The sequence below is a fragment of the Stenotrophomonas sp. WZN-1 genome (assembly GCF_002192255.1).
GTDB lineage: Bacteria > Pseudomonadota > Gammaproteobacteria > Xanthomonadales > Xanthomonadaceae > Stenotrophomonas.
In genome coordinates this window covers 2750201-2765864 of the sequence record NZ_CP021768.1, presented here as the reverse complement: position 1 = coordinate 2765864, position 15664 = coordinate 2750201, and the positions used below count along the sequence as shown (strand labels likewise).

Below are 15664 nucleotides of genomic sequence, written 5' to 3'. Positions count from 1 at the left end.
GGGGCTCACATTCACCGGATGAGGCCATGCTAGGCTCGCGCCTCTATCGCAACAAGAACGATGATTTTCCGTAGGTACTATGGTTTTCCGGAGTATGCATGCGTAGCAAACGTTGGGATGGCAAGAGCGGTTGCGCGGTGGAAGTCACGCTGTCGGTGATCGGCGGCGCGTGGAAGCCGATCATTCTTTTTCACCTGATGACGGGCAAGCGGCGTTTCATGGAACTGACGCGGCGGGTGCCCAACGCTACCCAGTCCATGCTGACCAGCCAACTGCGTGAACTGGAAGCCGACGGCGTGGTGATCCGCCACGTGTACCCGGAAGTACCGCCGAAGGTGGAATACGAGCTGTCCGAGTTCGGGCGCACGCTGGTGCCGGTGCTGCTGGCCATGCGCGAGTGGGGTGAAACCTACCGCGGCTATCAGAGTACCCAGGGCGATAGCTGAAGGCTGAGCGGCGTTGCACATGCCGCATGTGGATTCGCTAACGCTCACTTCCACCGATGGGTCTTTGGCGGCGGCGTGCATGTCGTATACGGCGGGATAGGGCGCCCGGGCAGTGCACGCTGGCGGGGTTCATCTGCTGGCGAAGCACGTCAGCCAATGGACTATTCGACATCCGCTGACGCAACCAACGCAACAGCGCGATCGCTCGGGATTTTCCCGCTTTTCATCGCCGGTTCGGGGCGGTAACCATGGCCGCGCCAAGGCATTCGCCGTGGCCGGGATTGGCGTCCCGAACGTACATGATGCGCGGCGTCACGGTTGCAGCCAGAGTTGCAACCGTGACAATGCATCGCCTGCCAGTTCATGGCGGACGGTGCGTGGGGATCTCTCGATCCGCCGGCTTCTTGCATCATGTATCCGGCACGCCAACCCGCACCGTCCGCCACCTTGCATCTGCAGGTGGCCACATCGTGAGGTTGCCGTCATGCCCGAACGTCTGCCCGATCATCCCCGCCTGCACGCGCTGCTGGGCGCCGCCGTGCGCGATCTTCCCGCCGCCTTGGCCGAAACGCTGGAGGACGCGTTCCGCGAATCCGCCGAGCTCGTCACGCCATCGGCATTCTTTGCACACCTGAAAGGCCACGGCCGGAACCTGCGCGCCGATGGCGAGGCCTGGAGTGAAATGTGCCTGAGCCCCGGCCGCGCCTTCGACATGGCCCTGGCGACCCGCAGCGCGTCGGGCATCACGGCGTTGACCGCGGTGCTGCACGCTGCGCATGTGGCGCGGGAGAACGACGATCCTGCCTGCTGCCCCTCCGCAGCGGTGGTCGAGGGCCTGTTCAACGCCTGCCAGGCGTTGTCGCTGCAGGTGGAGCGTTGCCTGGTTCCGTGAAGGGCGCGATGCGGTTCCTGTTCCGTTGACGCCCGGTTGCCTATAGTGGCGCCGGAACCCTGCAATGGAATGCCCATGCACGTGATGTCCCCCGGCCGTTGTCTGACGCTCGCACTTGCCGTCGTAGTGAGTGCCGGCGCGTGCGCACGGCCACCGTCCACCGAACACGAAAGGAATCCCGCCATGTCCGGCGCAACCCAGACCGGCCGCACGATCAACGGTCACACCTATACCGATGCCCCCGTGGACGTGAAGCTCGGGTCGAACACCTTCCGCATTCCGGCGAACTACCTGGACAGCCAGATCGCACCGTGGCCGGGCGAAGGCGTGACGCTGGTCATCGAGTGGCCGGACATGAAGCCGTCGGCTCCGGGTGCCCGGGCGAGTCCGCGTACGAATGATTTCCGCAAGGAGATTGCTGTCCGTATCAACTACATCGATCGCATTCCAATTGAGACTTCGCTTTCAAGGCTTTCCTCAAATGAAGCCATCACGGAGGAGGGCTCTGTGGAAAGGGAGGATCCCAGGGACCGTCTCGATCAACGCGTCGCACAGCCGGAGACCTTGGGGCTGACGCCCTACGCAATCGACGAAGCGAAGATGGTGGTGTACGCGAAGAAGTATGAGGCGCGGTACGGGAAGCCGCCTGTCCGTAATCCGGCATTCGAGCGCGACTGGTATGTTGCACGGGACGGTGCCGGGGGGCTGACAAGCTTCATCAAGTGCGATAGCGCAACGTTCCTGGGGGACGGAGTGCGCCTGACGCAAGATGAGGTCATTGATCTGGACGATCCTGTGGCTGCCGGATGCGTTCACTACTTTGTCGATATCTCTGACAGCCTATCCATCTCCCTGCATTACAAGAGAGCTTTCTTGAAGGACTGGAAGCGCATGGAAGATGCTGTTCGCGATGTTCTTGCTGCAGCACGGACACGCTAAACGACGAGGCTCAAGGAGAAAGCAATGAGCGGCCTGACCCAGAAGGACATCAGAATCCTCATCGATTATGCGGATGCCGGTAATCGTGAGCTGTACTGGAACTACCTGTCGCAACTGCCGGGTTCGGACGGCTACGGTACGCTGGCACTAGGTGTGGTGCGTAATGACAGTTTGCCTGGACGCGTGGCCAATGCCTACGCGCAAAGCCATGCCAGATCTCAGAGTGACGAAGGTTCGCGCTTTCCAAATGCTGAGCTGAGCGAGCGCCAGTGGGAAGCATTCGGCCGGACACTGCTGCGGGAAGATCTGGAGCTTCGACAGGCGTGGATGGGAAACGGACGTGCGGATCTCGCGCTGAATCTGCCTGGTGCTGACGTCATGCTCGCCCATGACCGCGCTTTCGAGCAGCACAGACTGGACCCCAATTGCTGGACTCCTCGAGTGCTCCTGCAAGCCGCCTCGGACAAGAGCGGCCCCGAGAAGTTGGAGCAGATCTGGACCAACATGCTCGACAATGACTACGCCGGGGGCCCGCGCGTAGGCAACACCAGCGTCGATGCCGTCAGCCAGATGGGATGGGCGAAGGGCGGGCAGTACCTGACCCGGTTGAGCGTGCTGGAAGCCACCCAGGCACTGGAGGGCCGCTCGGCGGTCGATCCGAACGTCATCGGTGGCAACAGCTACTACGCGATGTACTTCGAAGCCGACAGGAAATGGGCCAGTGTCAGCGCGGGCGGCGGCCACATGTCGATGCGCGAGATCACCGATCCCGCCCGTATCGCCGAACTCAACGACGCCCGCGAGGTTCGTCTGGAGCGGCAGGAGAAGCGGACCCAGTTCCACCCGGACGATCCGTACCGGACCATTACCCGCAGCCCGCTTACCGCAGCAGTGGACGCCGTGCCTGATCCCGCACAGGCACCGACCCGTCTGGCCGACATTGGTCCGGGCCATCGCGAGTACGCATTGATGCAGCAGGTGCGCGAAGGCGTGGCCGCGATCGATGCGAGTGCTGGGCGTACCCACGATGAGAACAGCGAGCGCCTCGTGGCGAGCGTGATGGCATTGGCGCGCCACAACCAGCTCGAACGCGCCGACCATGTGCTGCTGAGTGCCCAGACCGCCGATCACCCGGCCGGCCGCAACGTATTTGTGGTGCAGGGCGAGTTGAATGATCCGGCGCATCTGCGGGCCGCCATGCCTACGGATGTTGCGGTGCAGACGCCGGTTGCACAATCCCTGCAGCAGATCGAGGCTGCCAGCCTTGAGCGCAAGCAGGCGGCCATGCAGCGCCAGCAGGATATCGATCTGCAGGCGCGCGAGAGTCACTCGATACGCATGGGGTGACCAGGCCAGGCGCCGAGCCGAGCGTGGGCAGGGCGCTACAGGAGCGGCTCGTCAAAAGCTGTAGGCCGCCTGCACATACACCCGCCGCGGCTCACCCGGGAAATGCCCGTTGCGTTCGATGAAGCCGCTGGCCGCATATACCTTGTCGAACAGGTTCTTGACGTTGGCCTGGAACTGCCACTGCTTCCACGTGGTTTTCCAGCTCATGTCGAACACGGTATAGGCCTTCACCGCCTGCCCATCCAGGCTGACACGCTCGCCGACATGATCGGCGCCGAAGCCGATGGCCGAGTTGATCGAAGGCAGGTCGTAGCGCGTCCACAATCCCAGCTTGTTGCGCGGCGCATTGGCGAATCGGTCGCCGGAGGCATTGGTGATGCCATTCGGTCCAGCATCCTTCACCCGTGCGTCGTTGTAGGCGTAGGTCAGATTCACCACCCAGCGCTCGGTCACGTCGGCCAGCAGGTCCAGTTCCATGCCCGTGCTGCGCACCAGGCCCAGTGCAGCGAGTTGGTTTACCCCGCCGATCACCTCGCCGGTGGCTTGCACGATGTTGCTGCGGTCGATGCGGTAGGCCGCCATGTTCAAGGTCACGCGGTCGGCCAGCAGGGATTTCAAGCCGACTTCCCACTGCCTGCTGCGCTCGGCATCGAATGGTCCGCCGGCCGCGGGGTTCTGGTTGGCGGCACTCTGCGGCACGAAACCGCTGGCGACGTTGGCATACAGGTTCAGGCCGTCCCGCACGGTAAAGGTGCTGCCCAGGCGCCAGCTGAGATCGTTGCCATCCACACTGCTGCCGCCCATGCGGTCCTTATCCTTGAAGCCGTCCCAGCGCAGCCCGGCCAGCACGTGCCAGCGCGTGCCCAGTGCCAGCTCATCCTGCAGATAGCCGCCATAGCGCTTGCTGCGGGTGGAGGTGCTGCGCCAGGGCAGCGCCGCCAGGTTGTAGTCGTGCCAGGTGCTTGCGCCATAGACCGGATTGAACAGGTCGATGCCGCGCACCGGGCCGGCGCCGCGTGCCAGGTCGGCGCTGTTGGCGGTCTGCGCGGTGAAGTCGGCGTCGAGCTGATACACGTCGGCACCGAACAGCACCTTGTGTTCGATACGGCCGGTGTTGATCCGCCATACGGCATTGCCGCTGGCGGTGAAGGCCTCGTTGTCACGGATCTGGTTGCGCAGCTGGCGCGTCATCCACTCGGCCACGCCATCGCGGTCACGATCAATCAGCCCCATCGGCTCGTGGTACATCTGGTGCTCGTTGTTGCTGAACCAGCGCGCGGCAAGGTCCACGTCCAGGTTGTCGCGCGGTGCGAAGCGGTACTGCGCCAGCGCCACCCTGGCGCGCATGTCGAGGAAGTCACTGGCCTCGTTGTGGTTCCAGCGGCGGTCGGTCAGGAAGCTGCCGGCGTCATTCACCGGCACGCCGCGCAGGCGGTTGCCGCCCAGGTTCTGGGTGATGTCGGTGAACTGCAGCACCAGCTCGCCGGTCTGGCCAATGTCGAAGGCCAGCGATGCATCGCCGATCACGCTCTCGCTGTCGGCATTCCAGCGCAGGCCCTGCTCACCGTCGGCATACAGGCCGGCGCGATAGCGAATGCTGCCGCTGGCATTCAGGGGGCCGGTGCCTTCGATCGATCCGGCGCGGAAGTCCTTGTCGCCTGCCTGCAGCTCGATGCGGCGTTCTGCGCGCGCCTTGGGCTTGCGCGTTACATAGTTGATGACACCGCCGGCATCACCACCGCCATACAGCGCACCGGCTGGCCCCTTCAACACTTCCACGCGCTCGATGTTGAACAGCTGCGGCACCGAGAAGCCTGCATAGGGATCACCGCGCAGACCGTCGTACAGCACGTTCTCCTGGCGGAACCCGCGCAGGGTGACGCCGGCATAGCTGAAGAAGCTGATGCCGCTGATGCTGCGGTACAGATCGGTGACCTGGCGCGCAGCCTGGTCGTCGATCAGCTCGCGCGGCACGACCTGGATCGACTGCGGTACCAGTTCCAGCGGGGTATCGGTGCGGGTGCCGACGGCCGCATCGTTGGCGCGGTACAAGGTCTGTGCGCGGCCGCGGACTTCGACCTTGTCCAGATCCTTCGGGGCGTCAGCGGTGGCCTCGGAGGCCAGTGCAGGCGTAGCCAGGGAAAGGGACAGCGCCAGGCAGAGCGCGGGCTTCAGAGGGGGAGGAAGGGGCATGAGCGGTCAGGGTTGGCTGCAAATGAGAAAGATTAACATTTGCAATAATTCGTGACCTATCCCCCGAATGCGCTATGGACGCAGGCCCGGGTCGGTATACGGGGTACCGGCCAAGGCCACCAGCACGCCGGTGCCACCCCGCACGATCAGCTGCAGCATGGCCTCGCGTGGATCCTCGCCCTGCCGCTGGCTGGCCAGTCCTTCCTCATAGGCGGCCACCATCGACGCCAGCAGCATGGCTGCGCCCAGGCGTGCCTCCGCGTCGTGCGCCGGCCGGCCGACGGCGTCTGCCATCAGCTGCGCCAGGTCGTCGGCCAGTTGCGCCTGCAGCCGGCGTGCGTGCGCCACCAGTACCGGGCTGTCGGCCACCGTTGACCAGAAGGCCGCCGCACCGGCATTGATCCGCAGCAGGGGATGGCCGCTGCCGAGCAGCTCCCGCACCAGCGATTGAAACGCGGCCAGCGGGGCCATGCCGCGGCGCGCCGTCATCCCCTCGCGGAGCAGGGTGCGGGCCTCCTCATCGCGGTCGAACACCAGGTCTTCCTTGCTGGCGAAATAATTGAAGACCGTCTTGCGCGAGACCCCGGCCGCATCGGCGATCTCGGACATGGACACGGACTCGAAGCCACGGCGGATGATCAGCGCGGTGGCGACATCCGAAATGGTCTGTCGGGTCTCGGTCTTGCGCTGCTCGCGGCGGCCCGGCGGCGGGGTCATGGGCGGTTCACTTGTGAAAACGTACACCGAGTGTAACATCGACGCCTCCAGAGTACCGACCCGGCGCTCACAGGGAATCCTCATGTTGTACGACGTCGTCATTGCCGGGGCCGGCCCGGTGGGCCTGTTCCTGTCCTGCGAGCTGGCCCAGGCCGGCTGTTCGGTCATGGTGCTGGAGCAGGCAGCCTCACCCGAGACACCGTTGAAGCGTCTGCCCTTTGGCCTGCGCGGCTTGAACGCACCCACGCTGGAGGCACTGGATCGACGCGGCCTGCTGGACGCGGTGGCCGCCCTCCAGGTGCTGAAGCCGGACAAGGGCGCACCGCCTCCCGGTACTGCCCATTGGCTGGCGCAGCCGCGGCCGCTGGGTGGCCACTTCGCCGGCATTCCTTTCGCCCTGGACAACGTGGACAGTGCACGCTGGCGCTATCGCCTGCCGACGCCGGTGCCCACCCAGATGGCGGTGGAACTGCAGGCGCTGGAAGCCGTGTTGGTCGAGCGTGCGATCGCACTGGGTGTGCGCATCGAGCGCGGCTGTGCGGTACAGGCGGTCCAGCCCGGTGAAACGGAGGTGGCCGTCGAGACCGCGGGTGCAACGGTTCGAGGACGCTGGCTGGTGGGCTGCGACGGCGGTCGCAGCATCGTGCGCAAGCAATGTGGTTTCAGCTTCGTCGGCACCGCCCCTGAATTCACCGGGCACTCGTTGTTGGTCGAGCTGGACGACCCGACGATGCTCACGCCGGGTCGGCAATACACCGATCACGGCATGTGCAATTTCAATCCACCGGGCGTGGTGGCACTGGCCGACTTCGACGGTGGCGCGGGCCATCGCACGCCACTCGACCAGCAGGCAGCACAGGCGCTGTTGCGGCGCGTCTCTGGTCGCGACGTGGCGATCACCGCGCTGCGGCTGTCGAGCACCTGGACCGATGGCGCGCGTCAGGCGGAGACCTATCGCATCGGTCGCGTGCTGCTGGCCGGGGATGCGGCGCATGTGCACTCGCCGCTGGGCGGCCAGGGACTCAATCTTGGCATCGGCGATGCGATGAATCTTGGCTGGAAACTGGCGGCGGTGGTGCGCGGTACCGCCGATGATGGACTGCTTGACAGCTACACGGCCGAGCGGCACCCGATCGGTGCGAAAGTGCTGGACTGGTCGCGTGCGCAGGTTGCGTTGATGCGGCCGGGCGCCGGCTCGCGCGCATTGGCGGCGGTAATCGCCGAACTGGCCGACACCCCTGACGGCGCCACGTATCTGGCCGAGCGGGTCTGGGGCGTTGTGCAGCAGGTGGACCTGGGCGGCGTCCATCTACTGGTCGGGCGCAGCACGCCCGACGTCCGGCTGGCCGATGGTCGTCGCGTGGGTGAAGCACTGCGGACGGGGCAGGGCGTGTTGCTGCGGTTCGGCCCGGCCGCTTCCTTGGGTGCCGTCACCGAATGCTGGCGACGGTGCGTTGCCAGCGTAATGGTGGCCGAAGACAATCCGCTGGGCCTGGGTGCAATGCTGGTGCGCCCGGATGGCATCGTCGCCTGGGCCTGCGATGCCGGTGACACCGAGGCCGGGTTGCGTGAAGCCCTGCAGCGATGGTTCGGTCCGGCGGCCGCGGCTTGATCCGGGTGACAGCGGCGCAGCCGACGCCGGCTGCGCCGATTCCGGTTACAGATCCTTCTTCTTGCCGCTCAGGTCGATCGGCTTGTCACTGCCCTTGCGCTCGCTCGACCACACTTCCATGCCCTTGTTGCAGCGGCTCTCGCGGGCAGCGACCTCACGCGGCAGATCCTTCAGCTGGGGCGACTCCTGGCAGGCCTGATGCATGGCGCTGTCGTCATAGGTGGCGCAGGCGCTGAGCGATGCCAGGGCGATGGCAATGAGGGGGGGCGCGGAGCGGGGGATGCAGGTTCATGGGGTGGTCTCGGGTGATGCCGGGATGGCCATGGAATTCAAATCCGCGACACCGGGCACGCGCAATCGGACCAACTGTACTTGTTATTCTGTAACACATGCGCAATAGTCCGGCCCCGGCCAGATCAGGCGATGCAGATCATCAGTACCGTGCACAGCACCAGCATCAGCACGAACACGCGTCGGCTCAGTGCCAGGCAGGCCAGATAGGCTGCGAGCGCCCACGCCGCCAGCAGCGCGCAGGCTGCCATCCATAGCCCGATGCCCATCATCGAACCGGCTGCCAACGCAGACAATGCGATGGCCTTGAACAACGCCACGCCCAACACGCTGCCCAGCATGCCGGCCTGCAGGGCGATGGCATCATGGCGGGCAGGTGCGTGGTGGTGATGCATTGCGGGTCCGGTGCGGGCCGAGAGCGCGGCGTCGGCTGCACTGTGCCGAAATGCACATCCACGAAATGTGTTCATCGCGCGCGAAGACCGCGCTGAAGCCCGCGATGAAGCCCGTTCAGTCGAACTCACCCTCGGCCGATTCCAGGCGCTGCCGGTACGCCGCGCGATGCTGGTACAGGCGCTGGCATTCGGCCGACCTGTGGATGCGGCTGCCGGGTTCGTTGGCCACCGAGTCGCACATCCGCGCGATGTGGTTGTTTTCCGCCAGTTCGGTGACGAAGAACACGGCGGTGATGCCGGTGCCAAGCAGCACGACGTACAGCAGGCGGCTGAGCCAGCGTGACAGTTTCCGCTCGAAGTGCTGCTGGATGGTCAGGTCGAAGCGGATGATGCTGAGCACGATCCAGACGATGGCGACCAGGAAGCAGAGCGTGGGCAGCAGGCCGCGCCAGATGCCTGCTTCGTAGACCGACTCGCTGTAATGGACCGCGGCCCCGGCGCCCGCGATGGCGATGGCCAGCGCCCAGTTGCGGCCCAGCGAGAGCAGGTCATCGAGCAGCTTTTCGCGGTTCCTGGTTGGTCCTGCTGCCACGAGGGTTCCTTCTGCCTGTTGCGACCGGCGACGGGCTGCCGCCGATCATGCAGATGGTGGAGCATCGCTTCAGCGATGAGAAGCCTGCCCGCTCAGTATCCGCCTGCGCGTGCACCGATCCAGCGCCGGTAGCGGCGGGTCCGGCATTTTCCGGCGGCCTGTGCCAGCAGCAGCGCCCACACCGGTGAGACACCCGGTGCGGTGGGGCGGCGCTGGCTCAGCCGCCCCAGCTGGTACTTCACCGCCGCCATGTGTGCGCTGGCGGCCAACGGCTTGCTGCGCCAGTCGATGGTGCGCAGTGTCGGTACCGGATCGTGTCCCTGCTGCCAGTGTTGCGGCAGATCCGGCTCGATCGCCAGCGCGGTGGCGATGCCGACCATGGCCACACCGCTGTCCCGTACCTGCTCGGCCACGGCGCGACGGCGGATGCCGCCGGTGACCATCAGCGGCATCGTCGCCACCGTGGCGATCTCACGCGCGAACTCCAGGAAGTAGGCCTCGCGGGCCAGGCTGCGTTCGTCACGTGCGGCACCGGTCATGGCCGGTGCTTCGTAGCTGCCACCGGACAGCTCGACCAGGTCCACGCCGAGGGGCGCCAGCATTTCCACCACTTCGCGCGCATCCTCGGGCGAGAAGCCGCCGCGCTGGAAGTCGGCGGAGTTGAGCTTCACGGCCACCGCAAACGTGGGTGGCACGGTGGCGCGCACTCCCTGCACGATCTCCAGCAGCAGGCGCGCACGGTTGTGCAGGCTGCCGCCCCAGCGGTCGTCGCGGCGGTTCGACAGGGGCGACAGGAACTGGCTGAGCAGGTAGCCGTGCGCGGCATGGATCTGCACGCCACTGAACCCGGCGCGCTCGGCCAGCTCGGCGCTGCGGATGAAGCGGGCGATCACCTCTTCGATGTCCGCCTCGGTCATCGCACGCGGCGGTGCGAACTGCCTGGACAGTGCGCCCATCTCCAGGGCGACGGCTGACGGCGCGAGCGCGGGTTGGCCGAGTGCGGCCGGCATCTGCCGCCCGGGATGGTTGATCTGCATCCACATCTGCGCGCCCCGCGAGCGTGCCGTTTCAGCCCAGGCGATGAAGCGGTCAAGGTGGCGGTCGTCTTCCAGCACCACGCCGCCGGGACCGGTCATGGCGCGGCCATCGACCATCACGTTGCCGGTGATGATCAGCCCTGCGCCGCCGTCGGCCCAACGCTGGTACAGCTGCAGCAGCGCAGCGGAAGGCGCATGGTCGGCGTCGGCCATGTTCTCCTCCATCGCCGCCTTGGCGATGCGGTTGCGGATGACGGCACCGGAGGGCAGTGCCAGGGGCGAGAACAGCGACATCGGACAGCTCCAGGACAGGGGAATGACGCTACGCTAACCTTCAAGTTTGATTGAAGGTCAACGGCTTCCCATGTCGAGGATTCAGGCAGATGAAGATCGGTGAGCTGGCCCGCCTCACAGGCCTCGCGGCGTCGCGCATTCGCTTCTATGAAGACGCGGGGCTGCTGGTGGTGCAGCGCCAGGCCAATGGCTACCGCGATTATCCGGAACAGGCGGTGCTGCTGCTGGAGCTGATCAAGGGTGCGCAGCGTGCGGGCTTCAGCCTGGAAGAGATCCGTGCCCTGCTGCCACCGGACATGGGCCAGTGGCAGCATGATGCGTTGATCACGATGCTGCAGAAGAAGGTGGCTGACATCGAGGCGTTGCAACTGCGGTTGGCAGAGAGCCGGGCGCACCTGCTTGCCCTGATCGAGGACATCCAGGCGCGGCCGGACGGCATCGACTGTGCAGCCAATTCGCGGCGGGTGCTGGACCGTGTGAAGCGCGGTGAGCTGGCGCGGCCAACCCTGGCGGTCGGCGATACAGCGTTGCTGCGACCGGATCGCCGCCGCCGCAGGGGCAGCGACTGACGATCCGGCGCGGTGTTCAGTGGCTGCCGGCGACGGCGGTCCTGCGCTTCCTGTCCAGCATCACCGCCACGCACCACAGCAGCAGGCCGCCGATCGCGGTAGCCGCACCGACATAGCCGGTGCTGGCCGGGCTGAAGCCGGCGCTGATTGCCATGCCGCCCAGCCACGGGCCGAGCGCATTGGCGGTATTGAACGCGGCGTGGTTGGAGGCCGCTGCCAGCGTCTGCGCTTCACCGGCCACGTCCATCAGGCGGGTCTGCAGTACCGCCGCCAGCGCGCCCATGGTGCCGACGGTGATGATCATCGGGCCGATGGTCCACACCGACTGTGCCGCCAGCGGATACAGCAGCAGCATCACGATCGACCACAGCAGCACCACGGCGGCGGCCTTGAAATGGAACTTGTCCACCAGCCAGCCACCGGCGATGTTGCCGATGATCGCGCCGATGCCGAACACGCCCACCGCCAGCGGCATCCACGATTCGGCCACGCCGGTGACCTGCACCAGGGTCGGTGCCAGGTAGGTGAACACACAGAACATGCCGGCGAAGCCGACCGCACCGATCGCCAGCGCCAGCCACACCTGGGTGGTGTTGAAGGCGCGCAGTTCGCGCATCGGCGAGGTACGCACTTCATCCCGGTCCGGCAGCAGGAAGCGCGCGATCATCGCCACGGTGGCGATGGCCAGCACGCTGACCAGGGCAAAGGCGGTGCGCCAGCTCAGCTGCTGGCCCAGCCAGGTGGTCAACGGGTTGCCGACCAGGATCGCGATCGACAGGCCCAGCAGCACGCGCGACATCGCCTGGCCGCGCTGGCCGGCGGGACTGATCGCTGCGGCCACCAGCATCGCCACGCCGAAATAGGCGCCATGCGGCAGGCCGGCGACGAAGCGTGCCACCAGCATCGTGCCGTAGTTCGGTGCCAGCGCGCTGGCCAGGTTGCCGACCGCGTAGAAGCCCATCAGCGCCAGCAGCAGCTTGCGGCGCGGGAAGCTGGCGCCCACGAAGGCGAGGATCGGGGCGCCGACCACCACGCCGATGGCATAAGCGCTGATCAGATGCCCGACCTGGGTTTCGGAAATCGACAGGCCGCGGCTGATCTCCAGCATCAGGCCCATGCTGGCGAACTCGCTGGTGCCGATGGCGAAGCCGCCCAGTGAAAGGGCGAGGATGATCAGGGTGCGCTGACGAGGCGTCAGCCGCGCAGCCAGGGAAGAGTTGGGGCTCATGCGGGGGCGCGATGGGGGCGGGGAGCCAGACATTGTACTGCTGCACCGCAACAGGGGCAGCCACGCTGGGGGTAAATCAGTGTTTGATCGGTGGCGATGCCGGGTCCGCTGCGGGGAGGGGCCGCCGATCCGTGCCGCCGGTGTGCATGCGCAGACGACATGCCAGCGGGCATGATGGCGGTGCAGGGGACTGTAGCGTTGCTCAAACAAGGAGGCGGATCGATGCAGGAGTTCAAGCACGTGCTGGAGTCGCGCGGGCGCTATCAGCTGGTAGCGGTGTCCTACGCGCCGGTGTACGCTCCGGGCGATGTGGTCGGCCATGCGGTCGTCGCCGACGATGGGGATCGTCTGACCGACCTGATATCACTGGCCGAAGCGCGCCAACGCTTGTTGCAACTGGTGCGTGAGGAGGGCGAGGAGCCCGGGCTGGAGAACGAGAACCACCTGCGGAAGAAGGCGTCGCGCTGGCGCCACCGCTAGGCCGTCGCGCCGCGTGCGCATCATGGAGGATTCGGGTGTTGCCCAGTAAGAAGTATCTGCTCATCGCCATCATCACGCTGGCGACCCTGCTGCTTGGTTTCGTGTTTTCCGGTTACCTGACCCTGCTGTTCCTGGGGCTGGACACCCAGCTGTTCACCTGGAACACCTACTACCAGTACGTCCACGCCATCGGCCAGCCGCAGGTTGCGCCTTTCGTGGGCAAGATCAAATGGGCCGGCTACGTGGGCTTCGGCCTGCCTCTGCTGGTGCTGCTGGTGACTGGCCTGGTGCTGCTGCTGAAGAAGGACAAGCGCTCACTGCACGGCGACGCGCGCTTTGCCACCGGGGCCGACCTGGCCAAGCACGGCATGTTCAAGAAGACCGGCCAGAGCATCGTGGTCGGCAGCCATGGCGGCAAGCTGGTGCGCCTGGATGGCCAGCAGTTCGTGATCCTGGCCGCGCCGACCCGCTCAGGCAAGGGCGTGGGCGTGGTCATCCCGAACCTGCTGGAGTACGGCGAATCGCTGGTGGTGCTGGACATCAAGCAGGAGAACTTCGACCTGACCAGCGGCTGGCGCGCCAGCCAGGGCCAGGAGATCTACCTGTTCAATCCCTTCGCCGAGGATCGGCGCACGCACCGCTGGAACCCGCTCAGCTACGTCTCCGACGATCCGGCCTTCCGTGTCTCGGACCTGATGAGCATCGCTGCGATGCTGTATCCGGACGGGGCCGAGGACCAGAAATTCTGGGTCAGCCAGGCACGCAACGCGTTCATGGCCTTTACCCTGTACTTGTTCGAGAACTGGGACGACGAGCGTAGCAGTGGTTTCCCGGGCGGCTCGGGCACGCCCACGCTGGGCGCGGTGTACCGGTTGTCCTCCGGTGACGGCACCGACCTGAAGAAGTACCTCAAGACCCTGTCGGAGCGGCCGTTCCTCAGTGCCAACGCCCGTTCGGCGTTCGCCAACATGCTGTCGCAGGCCGATGAGACCTTCGCCTCGATCCTGGGCACCTTCAAGGAGCCGCTCAATCCCTGGATCAACCCGGTGCTGGACAAGGCCACCAGCTGCAACGACTTCCTGCTGACCGACGTCCGCAAGAAGAAGATGACCATCTACATCGGCATCCAGCCGAACAAGCTGGCCGAGAGCCGGTTGATCATCAACCTGTTCTTCAGCCAGCTGATCAACCTCAACACCAAGGAACTGCCCAAGTCCAACCCGGACCTGAAGTACCAGTGCCTGCTGCTGATGGACGAATTCACCTCGATCGGCAAGGTGGAGATCATCGCCTCGGCGGTCTCCTACATGGCCGGCTACAACATCCGCCTGCTGCCGATCATCCAGAGCATGTCCCAGCTTGATGCCACCTACGGCCGGGAAGTCTCGCGCACGATCATCACCAACCATGCGCTGCAGATCCTGTACGCGCCGCGCGAACAGCAGGATGCCAACGACTACTCGGACATGCTGGGCTACACCACGGTGCGCAGGAAGAACGTCACCCATGCCCGCGAGAAGACCCACAACTTCACCGAGGAACGGCGCGCGCTGATGCTGCCGCAGGAGCTGAAGGCGATGGGGCCGGACATGGAGGTGTTCCTGTATGAGGGCATACCGCATCCGGTCAAGTGCGACAAGATCCGCTACTACAAGGACCGCTACTTCACTTCCAGGCTGCTGCCGAAGGTGGATGTTCCGATGCTGAACGTCTAATTCACGACGCTGAATTTGTGAACTGTATTCACATTTAAGAATGTGAATTCGTGATTCCGGTCAAGAATTTGGCATTTGTTCATGGATTTTCAGACTTGTCTGACATGGAATTGACGCGTGGTTGTGCGACCCTATGTTTGAGGTCCGGAAATATGTGCCGGATGTCAAAGTTTCAGCAGTAGGGTGGCCAGGAGTTTGTGCCATGGAAACAAGGATGGTTTCGACGTTGGTAAGGGTGTGCAGGTGCGTGGCGGCTGAAATCCGTCGCTCGGCCTGCAACCTGGTTGGCAGCCGCAAGGCTGCAGGGGAGCCGGGGCAGGTGTGCTGCAATCCAGCGCGTCTCCCCGTTTCCGGCGTGCGCCATGCAGCGCCGGACGACCAGGGATCCAACGCTCGGAACTGCTTTTTCGTACGTCAAAGTGAAGCCCGTATGAATCAGGCGTTTATCGCAAAAATGTCCATCGCCGCAGTGGCGGCGCTGATGGTGGCCGGTTGTGCCACCAAGTCCGCTCCCGATTTCGGAGGCCGCTGGAAGCCGGTGAACCGCTTTGCTGCGGCAACGACCGAAATCCCGCTGTACTCCAGCTACGTCTACCAGGCTTCGCCGATGGATGGCACGCTCAAAGCCATGCTCGAGCGCTGGGCCAAGGATTCCGGACGCACCTTGGACTACCGCCTCAGCTCGGACTTCACCCTGTTCGGCGCGGTCTCGAACATCGACACCACCAATGCACAGCAGGCCGTGATCGATCTGACCGCAGCCTATGCAGCGCAGGGCATCTCCGTCTCCATCGTTGGCAACCAGATCGTTGTGCAGAGCGCAGGCTCGACGCCGACCGCGTCGGCGCAGGGCGCTGAGTCCAGCAGCGGCACCTGAGTCCACCTCGAAATCATCGAACGTGCCGCTCCCCGCGCCG

15 protein-coding genes and 1 pseudogene are annotated in these 15664 nt (G+C 65.2%); 9 read left to right on the top strand and 7 right to left on the bottom strand.

Annotation, left to right across the window (positions count from 1 at the left end; genetic code table 11):
- Positions 1–98: 98 nt before the first annotated feature.
- The 4 genes from CCR98_RS13115 (at position 99) to CCR98_RS13100 (ending at position 3624) form a co-directional block, all read left to right on the top strand.
- Positions 99–446 carry a helix-turn-helix domain-containing protein gene (locus CCR98_RS13115; RefSeq protein WP_087922970.1) on the top strand — a complete coding sequence of 116 codons (348 nt, stop codon included), beginning with the start codon at positions 99–101 and terminating at the stop codon, positions 444–446.
- A 484-nt stretch (positions 447–930) separates the two neighbouring features.
- Complete coding sequence (locus tag CCR98_RS13110) at positions 931–1338, top strand: hypothetical protein (RefSeq protein ID WP_087922969.1); 408 nt, start codon at positions 931–933, stop codon at positions 1336–1338.
- A gap of 75 nt (positions 1339–1413) precedes the next feature.
- Positions 1414–2277, top strand: a complete 864-nt coding sequence (locus tag CCR98_RS13105; RefSeq protein ID WP_087922968.1) for a hypothetical protein — start codon at positions 1414–1416, stop codon at positions 2275–2277.
- A 24-nt stretch (positions 2278–2301) separates the two neighbouring features.
- Complete coding sequence (locus CCR98_RS13100; RefSeq protein ID WP_087922967.1) at positions 2302–3624, top strand: XVIPCD domain-containing protein; 1323 nt, start codon at positions 2302–2304, stop codon at positions 3622–3624.
- A 51-nt stretch (positions 3625–3675) separates the two neighbouring features.
- On the opposite strand, the gene CCR98_RS13095 is transcribed toward CCR98_RS13100, so the two are convergent.
- Together CCR98_RS13095 and CCR98_RS13090 are read right to left on the bottom strand one after the other, a co-directional pair.
- The gene (locus CCR98_RS13095) at positions 3676–5817 is read right to left on the bottom strand and encodes a TonB-dependent receptor (protein WP_087922966.1); all 2142 of its coding nucleotides are present in this window, start codon (positions 5815–5817) and stop codon (positions 3676–3678) included.
- A gap of 72 nt (positions 5818–5889) precedes the next feature.
- Positions 5890–6534 carry a TetR/AcrR family transcriptional regulator gene (locus CCR98_RS13090; RefSeq protein WP_087922965.1) on the bottom strand — a complete coding sequence of 215 codons (645 nt, stop codon included), beginning with the start codon at positions 6532–6534 and terminating at the stop codon, positions 5890–5892.
- A gap of 82 nt (positions 6535–6616) precedes the next feature.
- Between CCR98_RS13090 and CCR98_RS13085 the strand changes: the two genes are divergently transcribed.
- Complete coding sequence (locus tag CCR98_RS13085) at positions 6617–8146, top strand: FAD-dependent monooxygenase (RefSeq protein WP_087922964.1); 1530 nt, start codon at positions 6617–6619, stop codon at positions 8144–8146.
- Between the two features lie 45 nt (positions 8147–8191).
- Here CCR98_RS13085 and CCR98_RS13080 read toward each other — a convergent pair.
- From CCR98_RS13080 to CCR98_RS13065, 4 genes and pseudogenes are all read right to left on the bottom strand, one after another.
- Positions 8192–8438: pseudogene (locus tag CCR98_RS13080) on the bottom strand (hypothetical protein).
- Positions 8439–8562: 124 nt separating this feature from the next.
- Positions 8563–8832, bottom strand: coding sequence for a hypothetical protein (locus CCR98_RS13075; protein WP_014037661.1), 270 nt, complete (start codon positions 8830–8832; stop codon positions 8563–8565).
- Positions 8833–8947: 115 nt separating this feature from the next.
- A complete protein-coding gene (locus CCR98_RS13070) occupies positions 8948–9424 on the bottom strand; it encodes a hypothetical protein (protein ID WP_014037660.1) in 477 nt (158 codons plus the stop codon).
- A gap of 92 nt (positions 9425–9516) precedes the next feature.
- Positions 9517–10755: an NADH:flavin oxidoreductase/NADH oxidase family protein gene (locus CCR98_RS13065; protein ID WP_087922962.1), complete on the bottom strand. Its 1239-nt coding sequence runs from the start codon at positions 10753–10755 to the stop codon at positions 9517–9519.
- Positions 10756–10844: 89 nt separating this feature from the next.
- On the opposite strand from CCR98_RS13065, the gene CCR98_RS13060 reads away from it, so the two are divergent.
- On the top strand, positions 10845–11324 hold the full coding sequence (locus tag CCR98_RS13060; protein WP_087922961.1) for a MerR family transcriptional regulator: 480 nt from the start codon (positions 10845–10847) through the stop codon (positions 11322–11324).
- Positions 11325–11340: 16 nt separating this feature from the next.
- Here CCR98_RS13060 and CCR98_RS13055 read toward each other — a convergent pair whose 3' ends face one another.
- The gene (locus CCR98_RS13055; RefSeq protein WP_087922960.1) at positions 11341–12552 is read right to left on the bottom strand and encodes an MFS transporter; all 1212 of its coding nucleotides are present in this window, start codon (positions 12550–12552) and stop codon (positions 11341–11343) included.
- 222 nt (positions 12553–12774) lie between these two features.
- On the opposite strand from CCR98_RS13055, the gene CCR98_RS13050 reads away from it, so the two are divergent.
- The 3 genes from CCR98_RS13050 to CCR98_RS13040 all read left to right on the top strand — a co-directional run bounded on the left by CCR98_RS13050 (position 12775) and on the right by CCR98_RS13040 (position 15624).
- Positions 12775–13032, top strand: coding sequence for a hypothetical protein (locus CCR98_RS13050; RefSeq protein WP_014037656.1), 258 nt, complete (start codon positions 12775–12777; stop codon positions 13030–13032).
- A gap of 35 nt (positions 13033–13067) precedes the next feature.
- A complete protein-coding gene (locus CCR98_RS13045; protein WP_087922959.1) occupies positions 13068–14747 on the top strand; it encodes a type IV secretory system conjugative DNA transfer family protein in 1680 nt (559 codons plus the stop codon).
- 430 nt (positions 14748–15177) lie between these two features.
- Positions 15178–15624, top strand: a complete 447-nt coding sequence (locus CCR98_RS13040; protein ID WP_042358796.1) for a hypothetical protein — start codon at positions 15178–15180, stop codon at positions 15622–15624.
- Positions 15625–15664 lie beyond the last annotated feature (40 nt).